The organism is Milkweed yellows phytoplasma str. MW1, assembly GCF_000309485.1.
In the GTDB taxonomy this organism is placed as follows: domain Bacteria; phylum Bacillota_I; class Bacilli_A; order Acholeplasmatales; family Acholeplasmataceae; genus Phytoplasma.
In genome coordinates this window covers 1-10,566 of sequence record NZ_AKIL01000014.1, presented here as the reverse complement: position 1 = coordinate 10,566, position 10,566 = coordinate 1, and the positions used below count along the sequence as shown (strand labels likewise).

Sequence of the window (10,566 nt, the reverse complement as noted above, 5' to 3'; positions counted from 1 at the left end):
AAATTTTATTATTTAAAATAATTTTTTGTATAATTTCTTAACGTTGGTTTGAGCCGTTATACGTTGCATTACTTCAACAGCCACACCTACAACAATTAAAAGGCTAGTGCCGCCTAATTGAACTTGGGATGTGTTGTCAGAATCATTAGCCCAAACAAAAAATTTAATCAATTCGGGTAAAGCGGCTAAAATAGTTAAAGCAAAAGCGCCGATGACTGTTACTTTAAATAATTTTTGAGTAATTTTATAAACCGTTTCTTCTCCAGGTTTTACCCCTTCTAAGTAAGCATCTTGTTTTGATAAATGTTCGGCAATGTCTGCCGGATTAATAGTTATAAAAGTAGAAAAAACTGAAAATAACAAAATTAATAACAAGTAAACAAAAAAACCTAAACCTAAATAATTGCTTTGAGAAACCTGAAATCGATTTACCCATTGGGAAAAACTATTTTCTGGCCCCAACAAAAGAGAAATAGTTCCAAAAACTTGCAATAAACTATTGGCTAAAATAACTGGCAAAATTCCTGAAGTATTAAGTTTTAAAGGGATATGATTTTTTATTTTATCATTATTTTGTTTAGTAGCGTAAGTGATTGGAACTTTTAAATAAGCAGCTGATAAAATTACTGTTAAAATTAACAAGATTAACAAAACTACTAAAGTGAAGATTCTTTTAACTACAAAGTCTGAATTGTTGACGTTTATTAAAAATTGCAACGTGTCATATAAATTTTTACTTACACTAATTGCTACGAAAATAGAAATACCATTTCCTACCCCTTTAGAAGTGATTAAATCAGCTAACCAAATGCTAATGAAGGCTCCGACCGCTAAAAAAAACACTATCGTTAAAACGTGTGCTTTATTGTTAGCGAACGAGGCGATTCCATCGCGTTGAATAGAAGATAAAGCCAATCCTATCGCAAATAGCAAAGTCAAAGAACGAGCAACTAAATTCGTTTTATACTTTCCTCTTTCGCCTTGTTCTTGCCATTCTTTCATAAAAGGGAATAATTTTTGCGAAAACTGGACAATAATAGAGGCAGTAATATAAGGATAAACCCCTAAAGATAAAAAATATATAGAACCATTAACTTCAAATAAACTAGACTTAGAAATCTTAAAAAGTTTTTGTTTATAATCAAAAAAAAATTGTTCTTGAAACGTCACAGAAGGAATAACTAATTTATTACCGATAACAAAGATAAATAAAATAACTAAAGTAAATAAAATTTTTTTAATTATTTTACTTTTATCACGAAGAAAATTTATTACCATTTTCATCTTATGCTACCTTCAATATTTCGACATTTCCGCCAACTTGTTGAATCAATTCTTGAGCTTTATTAGAAAATTTAGACGCTTGTACTGTTAATTTTTTAGTGAAAGTACCATTTGCTAATATTTTAATATCAGAAGTGTTTTTCTTGATAAGGCTTTTTTTCAATAATAATTCTCTAGTAACTACAGTATCATTGTCAAAAATTTCTAAATCTTTTAAATTAATTAAAAAATATTTTTTTTGATTAAAATTGTGGAACCCTCTTTTAGGAATTCTTTGGAAAAAAGGGATTTGTCCGCCTTCAAAACCTGGTCTAGTGCTACCGCCAGAACGAGCTAATTGACCTTTATGTCCTTTGCCAGAAGTTTTACCATTACCACTACCTGGGCCACGACCTAAACGTTTAGTTGTTTTTCTAGCGCCTTTAACTGGTTTTAATAAATGTAACATAAATTAAACTCTCCCTTCCAATACTTCTTTTACCACAACTAAATGATGTATTTTTTTAAGAACTCCTCTAACAGTAGGAATATCTTCTTTAATCACTTTTTGATTAATTTTTCTTAATCCTAAGTGATGAGCGTTTTTTACTTGATTAGGAGTTCTTCCGATTAAACTTTTATATAAAGTAATTTCTAATTTTTTCATTTCGCTATTCCTTTAATTTTCGCTTCTAAAGAAACTCCTCTTGCTCTTTCCACGTCTTTAATAGTTCTTAAATTTTTTAAACCATCCATTACAGCTCTTAAAACGTTAACGGAAGTTCTTGAACCTAAAGACTTAGTTAAAATATCGCTAATTCCTGCTAATTCCAAAACAGTTCTGGCAGCTTTACCGCCAGCAACGATACCTGTTCCTTTGGAAGCTGGTTTTAAAAAAGCTTTTGTTGCACCAAAATGACCAGTAATTTGGTGAGGAATAGTAGTTCCTACTAAAGCGATATCAACCATTTCTTTTTTAGCTTTTTCTAAAGCTTTTTTAATAGCGTCAATGATTTCTTGGGCTTTACCAGTAGCAAAACCTACTTTTCCTTTTTTGTCGCCGACAACAACTAAAGCGGAAAAACGAAAACGACGGCCACCTTTAACAACTTTAGTAATTCTGTTAATTTTAACTACTTTTTCTTCGATTGAAGAGACTTTTTTATTAACGAATCCTTTTCTTATTCTATTTACTTTCAAAATTGTAAACCTTCCTTTCGGGCAAAATCAGCTAAAGCTTTTATACGACCATGGTATAAACGTCCGCCGCGATCAAAAACAACATTAGTAATGCCTTTTTCTAAAGCTTTTTTAGCAATCAGTGTACCTATATCGGAAGCAACCTTTGTATTAACTACGTTGGCATTAATTTCTTTACTATGAGCACTGCACAAAGTAACTTTACATTGATCATCGATTATTTGTGCATAAAAATATTTATTAGAATAAGAAACATTTAAACGTGGTTTAGCATTAGTTCCTATCACTTTTTTTCTTAAACGTAAATGGCGTTTTTTACGTAAAAATTGTGAAGATTGTTTATTAATCATAGCTTAAATAAATGTCCTTTCTTATTTTTTAGCACTTTTACCAGTTTTTCGATGAATATATTGACCAACATAACGTATCCCTTTTCCTTTGTAAGGTTCTGGTTTGGATAATTTAACATTTTTAGCAGCGAATTCGCCTACAAATTGTTTATCTACACCTTTAACGGTGATTTCTGTGCCTTTAACGATTGTTACTTCTAAACCAGCAGGGATATTCATAACGATCGGATGCGAAAAACCTAAATTAAAAGTTAAAGTTGAGTCTTTCTTTTGAACGTTATAACCTAAACCAACGATTTCCATTTTTTTAACAAAAAATTGATCTAAACCGGTAATCATATTATTTAATAAAGCTCTTGTAGTGCCGTGAATTTTTTTCATAAAAATTTTATCATTAGGTCTTTTTACAGAAATTAAATTATCTTTATAATCGATTTTTAAAGAAGGATTAAATTGATATTCTAATTGTCCTTTAGAAGATTTAACTGTAATAAAATTGTTATCTTGAATGTCCACTTCTACACCTTTAGGAACTGTAATAACTTTATTTCCTACTCGTGACATGATGTCTTTCTCCTTAATAGTTACCAAATATAAGCTAAAACTTTGCCACCAATTTGAGATGATAAAGCTTCGTGATCAGTTAAAATTCCTTTAGAAGTAGATATTAAAGCTACTCCTAATCCGCTTAAGACTCTAGGAATTTCATCAACGCCAACATATTTAGAAACTCTTTTTAAACCTTTAATAGTTCTTTCTTTTGTTTCGGAATTATATTTTAATTGGATAATAACGTTTCTTTTAGTTACATCTAAATTAAAATCTTTAATAAAACCTTCTTTTTTAATAACTTCTAACATTTTAATTTTTAACTTAGAAGCCGGAACTAAAACTTTTGCATGACGCATCGTATTAGCGTTGCGGATTCTTGTTAATAAATCAGCAATAGGGTCTGTCATAACCATATTTGTGTTCTCCTTTTTTTATTACCAACTTTATTACCAACTAGCTTTTTTAATACCCGGAATTTCGCCTTTATTAGCTAATTCACGAAATTTAATTCTAGATAATCCGAATTTTCTCATATATCCTCTTGATCTGCCATCGATCTGATCTATATTTTTAAGACGGACAGAGGAGGATTCCACAGGAAGACGAGATAAACCTTTATAATCTTTTTTTTGTTTTAACTCAAAACGTAAGTCTTTATATTTTAAAAATAAAGCTTTTTGTTTTTGGTTTTTAACTATTCTTGATTTTTTAGCCATAAAAACTCCATTTTATTTATTTTTTTTAAAAGGCATGCCGTGAAATTCTAATAATTTTCTAGCATCTTCATCGTTTTTTGCTGTAGTGACAATACAAATATCCATTCCAAAAATTTTTTTAACTTTATCAAAACTAATTTCAGGGAAAATAATTTGTTCTTTAATGCCAAGCGCATAATTACCTCTACCATCAAAAGACTTAGTAGGAACTCCTCTGAAATCTCTTACACGAGGTAATGCGATATGGATTAATTTGTTTAAAAAAGATTTTTGTTTGTTACCTCTTAAAGTAACTTTTAAACCGATTGGCATTCCTTCTCTTAACTTGAAGTTAGAGATAGATTTTTTAGCTTTAACGATAACAGGTCTTTGTCCGCTGATAGCAGTTAATTGTTCTGAAAATTCATCCAAAACTTTAATGTTAGTAACAGCTTCGCCCATCCCCACATTGATCACTATTTTGTCTATTTTAGGAACTTGCATTACTGATTTAAAATTAAAAATTTCTTTTAAAGCCAAAAACGAATTATTTTCAGTACAATTATTCTCTTTTTTCATTGATTCAAACCTTCTTTATTTAGAAATATCTAAAGTAGTGCCTGATTTTTTTGCATAACGTGCTTTTTTACCTGACTCAAAACGGTAACCAACACGTGTAGGCACGTTTTTAACAGGATCTATTACAGCAACATTAGAAACATGAATAGGCAATTCTTCTTTAATGATATTTCCTTTATTTTCGTTGTCTGAAGGAGTTTTATGTTTAGTAACAATATTTATTCCTTCAACTAAAACTTTTTGTTCTTTAAAAAAAACTTTTACTACTTTTCCGCTTTTAAGAGTTTTTTTGTCTTTTTCATCAGTTGAAAAACGATCTTTTCCAGCGATAATAGCAACTATATCTCCTACTTTAATATACATTCATCATACCTCATATTATAAATACTTCTTCAGCTAAAGACAGAAATTTAGAAAAATTATTATCTCTTAACTTTTGATTTTTAACAACAGGTCCAAATATTCTTGTTCCTTTAAGCGTCATATCGTCTTTAACAATAACAACTGCGTTATCATCAAATTTAATATAACTGCCGTCTTTGCCTTTTAAACCATGTTTAGTGCGTAAAATTAAAGCTTTTGTAACTGTTCCTTTTTTAACTGCGCTAGAAGCAATAGTTTTTTTTACAGTTACTACAACTAAATCGCCTATATAAGCGTAACGTTTTTTACTTCCGCCAGGAATACCAATAACTAAAACCTCTTTAGCTCCGCTATTGTCTGCCACTACTAAACGAGTATTTTTTTGAATCATATTTGAGACTCCTTATTTTTGGCATTGACAACTTTGAATAAACGAAATTTTTTAGTTTTAGAAATAGGTCTTGTTTCCATAAAATTAACTAAATCGCCTACTTTTGCAACTTCTTTTTCATCGTGAACATGAAATTTGTTAGTTTTTTTCACTCTTTTTTTGTATAAAGAATCTTTTTTGTAAGTATCCACAGCAACAGTAATTGTTTTTTGCATTTTATCAGAAACAACTACGCCTGATAAAATCTTTCTAGAATTACGCATTGAAATCAACCTCCTTTTCTTTTGTTTGAATTTTATTTTATTGAAATAAAGAATCTACAAAAAAATTATATATTTTATTTGCCAAAAATATATATTTATTTTTGCATATCTAATTCTTTATTTTTTTCTTTGTTTTCCGTTTGTTCAGTTTCAACTTCTGTAGTTTCTACTTTGTCGTTTTCTAATGGATTATTTTGAATTAATTTTTGTTCTTCAACTGATATTTTAGAATCTTTTGGGATATTCTCAACAACTACATTGTGAGATAACTTTCTTTCGTTTAAAACTGTTTTCATTTGTGCAATTATGATTCTGATTTTACGCACACGAGAAGTATTTTTTGTTTTAGATAATTCTAATTGTAATTTAGTGTCAAATAATTCTTTTTTAAAATGAAGAATTTTATCATTTAATTCTTCGTTTGTCATTTTACGAACGTCTTTGATTTTCATTATTCTTGACCTCTTTTAACGATTTTAGTTTTAATAGGTAATTTATGAGATGCAAGTCTTAGAGCTTCTTTTTCTGTTTTTTCTAAATTATTAAGATCACTAACTTCAAAAAGTACTTTGCCTTTTTTAACAACCGCTACCCAAAATTCAGGAGCACCTTTTCCGGAACCCATCCGAACTTCTAAAGGCTTTCTAGTTAAAGATAAATGAGGGAAGATGTTTAACCAAACTTTACCTTCTCTTTTCATATGACGAGTCATAGCAATACGAGCAGATTCTATTTGTTGGCTAGTAATCCAAGCTCCTTCTTTTGCGATAAGACAATAATTACCATTATTGATCTTATTTTTACCTTTAGATTTTCCTTCGTAACTTACACGATGTGGGCGACGGTATTTAGTTTTTTTTGGCATTAACATAATTATTTACCTCTTTCCCCATCTAGGACGTTATTTTTGTTTTAACATTTTTATTATTGTTAACTTTTTTTGAAAATGTTTTTTTATTTTCAAATTTTGGTTTTCTATCTTGAGGATTAACTCTTTTTTCATCATATTGAGAAACTAATACTTTTCTAGTATCTTCGATAGTTTGTTTAGGTAAAACTTCACCATGATAAATCCATACTTTAACGCCTAAAACGCCATAAGTAGTGTGAGCTTCTTCAAAAGCATAATCGATATCAGCTCTTAGAGTATGAAGAGGAACAAGCCCTTTAGAAAGAGTTTCTTGTCTAGCTATTTCAGCGCCGCCTAAACGACCAGAAATAATAATTTTAACACCTTTAACGCCTGTTTTGAAAACCTTTTGTGCTGTCATTTTTTGAGCAGCTCGAAAAAAAGCTCTTTGTTCTAATTGGATAGCTAAATTTTGTGCTACCAATGTAGCCACTTTATCAGGGTTTTTAACTTCTAAGACGTTTAAAATAATATCTTTTTTAATCAATTTTTCGATTTTTTCAACTAATTTATTTTTTTCTTTGTTTTCAGGTCCAACAACTATGCCTAATTTTGAAGTGTATAAAAAAATTTGGATTTGTTCTTTGTTGGTTTTTTTAAAACGTTGAATTTCAATACGGGAAATAGTTGCTTTAGAATAATGGTTATTAATTAAATTTCTGATTTGATAATCTTCAAGAATTAAATTAGGAACTTGTTTATCTTCGGCGTACCATTTGGAATCCCAATTTCTAATGATTCCTAATCTTAAACCGATTGGACTACTCTTTTGACCCATTTTCAACTATCTCCTTTCCTTCTATTTGTTGGATGACTGATTGCTTTTTAACTGTTTTCTTTTCTTCTGCCGTTTTGGAAGAAACAACTATTGTAATATGAGAAGTTCTTTTCTTAATTTTATCAGTTTTACCTTTAGCTCTTGGTAATAAACGAGTTAAACGAAGACCTTCATTAACAAAAATTTCTTTCACGTATAATTCTTCCTCTTTAAGGCTAAAATTATGAACAGCGTTGGCAACAGCACTTTTTAAAAGCTTTGAAACGATTGGAGATGCTGCTTTTGGAGTAAACATCAAAATTGCTTGCGCTTCTCTAACATGTTTGCCACGGATCAAATCCACTACTAAACGTGTTTTTCTAGGAGCAACAGACATCTGATTTGCAATAGCTTTTACATTCATATGTTTAATGCCTTTCTAAATTATTTTTTTTGAATTTTTTTATCTTTTTTAGCATGTCCGCGAAAAGTACGAGTTGGAGAAAATTCACCTAATTTGTGTCCCACCATATCTTCTGTAATGGAAGAAATAATGTATTCTCTTCCGTTATAAACAGCGATTTTATGACCGATAAATTCTGGTAAAATAGTGGTTCTGCGCGAACGTGTTTGAATAACTTTTTTATTTTTTGTTGCGTTCTGTTTTAGTACTTTTGCTAATAAATGTTCATCATAAAAAGGACCTTTTTTAATCGAACGAGCCATAAATTTACCTCTTTATTTTATTTCTTACGACGTTTTAAAATTAAACTATTAGAAAATTTATTTTTTTTACGTGTTTTCACTCCACGAGCTTTTTTACCCCAAGGAGTCATAGGCGACTTACGTCCAATAGGAGCACGGCCTTCTCCTCCGCCATGAGGGTGATCGTTAGGATTCATCGCAGAACCTCTAACGGTTGGTCTGATAGATAAATAACGCGTTTTTCCTGCTTTACCGTTTCTAATCAACTTATAAGTTTCATTCCCTATAACGCCGATAGTGGCTCTACAAGTGGATAAAACTTGTCTAATCTCTCCGGAAGGCAAACTAAGAACAACATATTTCTCTTCTTTTTTAACGATTTGAACAGAAGTTCCCGCACCGCGCGCTAATTGTCCGCCTTTACCAGGTTTTAACTCAATATTGTGTACGAAAGAACCAGCAGGAATATTTTTTAATGGTAAAGTATTGCCTACTTTAATTTCAGCATTAGAACCAGCAGAAATCTCAGTTCCTACAGTTAAACCTTTAGGAGCTAAAATATATCTTTTTTCTCCGTCTTTATAATGGATTAAAGAAATATTAGCGTTACGATTTGGATCATATTCAACAGTAGCAACTTTGCCAATCGTATCGTCTTTATTACGTTTAAAATCAATAATACGATATTTTTGTTTTACTCCGCCGCCGTGATGCCTTACAGTAATTTTTCCTTGATTATTTCTTCCGCCTGTACTTTTTTTAGAACGTAATAAACTTTTTTCAGGTTTGGAAGTAGTGATCTCGTCAAAACTTTGTAGTCTCATATTACGACTGCCATTAGATATAGGTTTATATTTTTTAATAGACATGCAATGGATAACCTTTCTTTAATTTTTTAAAAAAAAATTAATCTTTTATTTTTTTATTTTGAATCAGAATCGCTAAAAATGTCTATTCTTTGGCCAGGAACTAATTTAATGATAGCTTTTTTATAAGATGCCGTATAACCTTCGTATTTACCTTTTTTTTTGTATTTAGGCAAAACGTTACTAGTACGTACAATTAAAACTTTAACATTAAAAATGTGTTCAACAGCTTTTTTAATTTCTATTTTATTAGCTCTTTTATCCACTTTAAAAGTGTATTCGTTTTGTAATTCTAATTTTTTATTAGTAGCTTCAGTGATAACAGGAGTTTTAAGCCATTCATAATATTTAATCATTTTTTAAAACCTCCTCAAAATGAGCAATAGCGCCTTTAGTTACAAATAAACGTTTAGCATTCAAGATTTGATAAACACTTACATGAGAAGCACTTTCTAAAGTTACTTGAGGTAAATTATTAGTAGAACGCATTAAATTTTCAGTTATTTCTGTAACTATTACTAAAACTTTTTCTGTAATTTGTAAATTTTTTAAAATTTTTTGAAATTCTTTAGTTTTTGGTGTTTCTAATTTTAAAGTTTCAACTACGGTTAAGTTATTGTTTTGAGTTTGCAATGACAAAGCGGAATTTAAAGCTAATCTTCTAACTTTCCAATTCATTTTAAAATCATAATCTCTTGGTTTCGGACCAAAAGCAACTCCACCGCCTCTCCATAAAGGAGAACGAATCGTACCGTGACGAGCATTACCTGTGCCTTTTTGAGCCCAAGGTTTTCTTCCTCCGCCGGAAACTGCAGATCTATTTTTAGTTGAATGAGTGCCTTGACGCATTGCCGCTCTTTGTTTATTAACAACATCATATAAAACTTGTTGATTAGGTTTTATACCGAAAACTTGATCTAATAAAACAATTTCTGAACTCATTTTACCATTTTGATCAAAAACATTAAATTTAGGCATTTGGATTCTCCCTTGTCATTTTTTTCACAGCAGTTTTAACTATTAAGAAACCTTTTTTAGGTCCAGGAACATTGCCTTTAATTAAAAATAATTTTTTATCAGAAACAACAGAAACTATTTTTAAATTTTGAACAGTAACTGTTTCACAACCCATGTGTCCAGGTAATTTTTTGCCTTTAATATTACCTTTAATAGGTCCCATTGAACCAGGTCTTCTGTGATATCTAGAACCGTGACTCTCAGGCCCTCTACTTTGGTTATGTCTTTTAATTGAACCAGCAAAACCTTTACCTTTGCTAATTCCTACAACATCAACGATTTCTCCTGTTTGGAAAATATCTTGTGTTAATGTTTGTCCTACTTCTAAAGAAGCTAATTCGTTTTTAAAGTCAGGTAAAAAAGATAACTCTCTAACAAAATACTTAGGAGTAGTTCTGGCTTTACCAAAATGACCGATAAGTGGTTTTGTGGACGATTTTTCTTTTTTAGAAGCGAATCCTAATTGAGTGGCTTGATAGCCGTCTTTTTCTATAGTTTTTTGTTGTAAAACAACATTATCAGAAACATCCACAACAGTAACAGGGATTACAAATCCTTGTTCATCAAAAATTTGAGTCATGCCTAATTTTCTTCCCAAAATTCCTTTAGCCATTTTGATCCCCTTTCTTAAAATTATCAAAATAATTTTTCTCTT

At 30.3% G+C, this 10,566-nt stretch carries 21 protein-coding genes; all 21 read right to left on the bottom strand.

Annotation, left to right across the window (positions count from 1 at the left end; genetic code table 11):
- Positions 1-12: 12 nt before the first annotated feature.
- Positions 13-1,284 (bottom strand): preprotein translocase subunit SecY, encoded by a 1,272-nt coding sequence (secY, locus tag RI76_RS00380; protein ID WP_017192139.1) that lies wholly within the window; start codon positions 1,282-1,284, stop codon positions 13-15.
- Position 1,285: 1 nt separating this feature from the next.
- The gene (gene rplO, locus RI76_RS00375; protein ID WP_017192138.1) at positions 1,286-1,732 is read right to left on the bottom strand and encodes a 50S ribosomal protein L15; all 447 of its coding nucleotides are present in this window, start codon (positions 1,730-1,732) and stop codon (positions 1,286-1,288) included.
- A gap of 3 nt (positions 1,733-1,735) precedes the next feature.
- Positions 1,736-1,930 (bottom strand): 50S ribosomal protein L30, encoded by a 195-nt coding sequence (rpmD, locus tag RI76_RS00370; RefSeq protein WP_017192137.1) that lies wholly within the window; start codon positions 1,928-1,930, stop codon positions 1,736-1,738.
- Complete coding sequence (gene rpsE / locus RI76_RS00365; protein WP_017192136.1) at positions 1,927-2,463, bottom strand: 30S ribosomal protein S5; 537 nt, start codon at positions 2,461-2,463, stop codon at positions 1,927-1,929. Before rpsE ends, rpmD begins: the two co-directional genes overlap by 4 nt.
- The gene (gene rplR, locus RI76_RS00360; RefSeq protein ID WP_017192135.1) at positions 2,460-2,813 is read right to left on the bottom strand and encodes a 50S ribosomal protein L18; all 354 of its coding nucleotides are present in this window, start codon (positions 2,811-2,813) and stop codon (positions 2,460-2,462) included. Before rplR ends, rpsE begins: the two co-directional genes overlap by 4 nt.
- A 21-nt stretch (positions 2,814-2,834) precedes the next feature.
- The gene (gene rplF / locus RI76_RS00355) at positions 2,835-3,377 is read right to left on the bottom strand and encodes a 50S ribosomal protein L6 (protein ID WP_017192134.1); all 543 of its coding nucleotides are present in this window, start codon (positions 3,375-3,377) and stop codon (positions 2,835-2,837) included.
- Between the two features lie 20 nt (positions 3,378-3,397).
- Positions 3,398-3,778 (bottom strand): 30S ribosomal protein S8, encoded by a 381-nt coding sequence (rpsH, locus tag RI76_RS00350; protein WP_017192133.1) that lies wholly within the window; start codon positions 3,776-3,778, stop codon positions 3,398-3,400.
- Between the two features lie 33 nt (positions 3,779-3,811).
- Positions 3,812-4,081 (bottom strand): 30S ribosomal protein S14, encoded by a 270-nt coding sequence (rpsN, locus tag RI76_RS00345; RefSeq protein WP_017192132.1) that lies wholly within the window; start codon positions 4,079-4,081, stop codon positions 3,812-3,814.
- Between the two features lie 12 nt (positions 4,082-4,093).
- Complete coding sequence (gene rplE / locus RI76_RS00340; protein WP_017192131.1) at positions 4,094-4,639, bottom strand: 50S ribosomal protein L5; 546 nt, start codon at positions 4,637-4,639, stop codon at positions 4,094-4,096.
- A gap of 15 nt (positions 4,640-4,654) precedes the next feature.
- Complete coding sequence (gene rplX / locus RI76_RS00335; RefSeq protein ID WP_017192130.1) at positions 4,655-5,002, bottom strand: 50S ribosomal protein L24; 348 nt, start codon at positions 5,000-5,002, stop codon at positions 4,655-4,657.
- Positions 5,003-5,012: 10 nt separating this feature from the next.
- Positions 5,013-5,393: a 50S ribosomal protein L14 gene (gene rplN / locus RI76_RS00330; protein ID WP_017192129.1), complete on the bottom strand. Its 381-nt coding sequence runs from the start codon at positions 5,391-5,393 to the stop codon at positions 5,013-5,015.
- A complete protein-coding gene (gene rpsQ / locus RI76_RS00325; RefSeq protein WP_026072024.1) occupies positions 5,390-5,662 on the bottom strand; it encodes a 30S ribosomal protein S17 in 273 nt (90 codons plus the stop codon). Before rpsQ ends, rplN begins: the two co-directional genes overlap by 4 nt.
- Positions 5,663-5,751: 89 nt before the next feature.
- On the bottom strand, positions 5,752-6,108 hold the full coding sequence (gene rpmC, locus RI76_RS00320; protein ID WP_017192127.1) for a 50S ribosomal protein L29: 357 nt from the start codon (positions 6,106-6,108) through the stop codon (positions 5,752-5,754).
- Complete coding sequence (gene rplP, locus RI76_RS00315) at positions 6,108-6,527, bottom strand: 50S ribosomal protein L16 (RefSeq protein WP_017192126.1); 420 nt, start codon at positions 6,525-6,527, stop codon at positions 6,108-6,110. The genes rpmC and rplP overlap by 1 nt, the downstream gene beginning before the upstream one ends.
- Positions 6,528-6,549: 22 nt before the next feature.
- Positions 6,550-7,344 (bottom strand): 30S ribosomal protein S3, encoded by a 795-nt coding sequence (gene rpsC, locus RI76_RS00310; protein ID WP_020372770.1) that lies wholly within the window; start codon positions 7,342-7,344, stop codon positions 6,550-6,552.
- Positions 7,328-7,747 carry a 50S ribosomal protein L22 gene (gene rplV, locus RI76_RS00305; protein ID WP_017192124.1) on the bottom strand — a complete coding sequence of 140 codons (420 nt, stop codon included), beginning with the start codon at positions 7,745-7,747 and terminating at the stop codon, positions 7,328-7,330. Before rplV ends, rpsC begins: the two co-directional genes overlap by 17 nt.
- A gap of 20 nt (positions 7,748-7,767) precedes the next feature.
- Positions 7,768-8,049: a 30S ribosomal protein S19 gene (gene rpsS / locus RI76_RS00300; protein WP_017192123.1), complete on the bottom strand. Its 282-nt coding sequence runs from the start codon at positions 8,047-8,049 to the stop codon at positions 7,768-7,770.
- 17 nt (positions 8,050-8,066) lie between these two features.
- Positions 8,067-8,897 carry a 50S ribosomal protein L2 gene (gene rplB, locus RI76_RS00295; protein ID WP_017192122.1) on the bottom strand — a complete coding sequence of 277 codons (831 nt, stop codon included), beginning with the start codon at positions 8,895-8,897 and terminating at the stop codon, positions 8,067-8,069.
- A gap of 53 nt (positions 8,898-8,950) precedes the next feature.
- Positions 8,951-9,250 carry a 50S ribosomal protein L23 gene (rplW, locus tag RI76_RS00290; RefSeq protein WP_017192121.1) on the bottom strand — a complete coding sequence of 100 codons (300 nt, stop codon included), beginning with the start codon at positions 9,248-9,250 and terminating at the stop codon, positions 8,951-8,953.
- Positions 9,243-9,872 carry a 50S ribosomal protein L4 gene (rplD, locus tag RI76_RS00285; protein ID WP_017192120.1) on the bottom strand — a complete coding sequence of 210 codons (630 nt, stop codon included), beginning with the start codon at positions 9,870-9,872 and terminating at the stop codon, positions 9,243-9,245. Before rplD ends, rplW begins: the two co-directional genes overlap by 8 nt.
- Entirely contained in the window at positions 9,865-10,524 is a 660-nt protein-coding gene (gene rplC, locus RI76_RS00280) for a 50S ribosomal protein L3 (RefSeq protein ID WP_017192119.1), read from the bottom strand. The genes rplD and rplC overlap by 8 nt, the downstream gene beginning before the upstream one ends.
- Between the last annotated feature and the right edge of the window lie 42 nt (positions 10,525-10,566).

Bases quoted from the DNA above. Each gene is read 5' to 3' on its own strand.
- rplW (WP_017192121.1), bottom strand. From the start codon at position 9,250: ATGATTAAATATTATGAATGGCTTAAAACTCCTGTTATCACTGAAGCT.
- rplD (WP_017192120.1), bottom strand. From the start codon at position 9,872: ATGCCTAAATTTAATGTTTTTGATCAAAATGGTAAAATGAGTTCAGAA.
- rplO (WP_017192138.1), bottom strand. From the start codon at position 1,732: ATGTTACATTTATTAAAACCAGTTAAAGGCGCTAGAAAAACAACTAAA.
- rplN (WP_017192129.1), bottom strand. From the start codon at position 5,393: ATGATTCAAAAAAATACTCGTTTAGTAGTGGCAGACAATAGCGGAGCT.
- rplE (WP_017192131.1), bottom strand. From the start codon at position 4,639: ATGAAAAAAGAGAATAATTGTACTGAAAATAATTCGTTTTTGGCTTTA.
- rplX (WP_017192130.1), bottom strand. From the start codon at position 5,002: ATGTATATTAAAGTAGGAGATATAGTTGCTATTATCGCTGGAAAAGAT.
- rpsC (WP_020372770.1), bottom strand. From the start codon at position 7,344: ATGGGTCAAAAGAGTAGTCCAATCGGTTTAAGATTAGGAATCATTAGA.
- rplB (WP_017192122.1), bottom strand. From the start codon at position 8,897: ATGTCTATTAAAAAATATAAACCTATATCTAATGGCAGTCGTAATATG.
- rpmD (WP_017192137.1), bottom strand. From the start codon at position 1,930: ATGAAAAAATTAGAAATTACTTTATATAAAAGTTTAATCGGAAGAACT.
- rplC (WP_017192119.1), bottom strand. From the start codon at position 10,524: ATGGCTAAAGGAATTTTGGGAAGAAAATTAGGCATGACTCAAATTTTT.
- rpsS (WP_017192123.1), bottom strand. From the start codon at position 8,049: ATGGCTCGTTCGATTAAAAAAGGTCCTTTTTATGATGAACATTTATTA.
- rplR (WP_017192135.1), bottom strand. From the start codon at position 2,813: ATGATTAATAAACAATCTTCACAATTTTTACGTAAAAAACGCCATTTA.
- secY (WP_017192139.1), bottom strand. From the start codon at position 1,284: ATGAAAATGGTAATAAATTTTCTTCGTGATAAAAGTAAAATAATTAAA.
- rplV (WP_017192124.1), bottom strand. From the start codon at position 7,747: ATGAATGTAAAAGCTATTGCAAATCAGATGTCTGTTGCTCCTAGAAAA.
- rpsH (WP_017192133.1), bottom strand. From the start codon at position 3,778: ATGGTTATGACAGACCCTATTGCTGATTTATTAACAAGAATCCGCAAC.
- rplP (WP_017192126.1), bottom strand. From the start codon at position 6,527: ATGTTAATGCCAAAAAAAACTAAATACCGTCGCCCACATCGTGTAAGT.
- rpmC (WP_017192127.1), bottom strand. From the start codon at position 6,108: ATGAAAATCAAAGACGTTCGTAAAATGACAAACGAAGAATTAAATGAT.
- rplF (WP_017192134.1), bottom strand. From the start codon at position 3,377: ATGTCACGAGTAGGAAATAAAGTTATTACAGTTCCTAAAGGTGTAGAA.
- rpsN (WP_017192132.1), bottom strand. From the start codon at position 4,081: ATGGCTAAAAAATCAAGAATAGTTAAAAACCAAAAACAAAAAGCTTTA.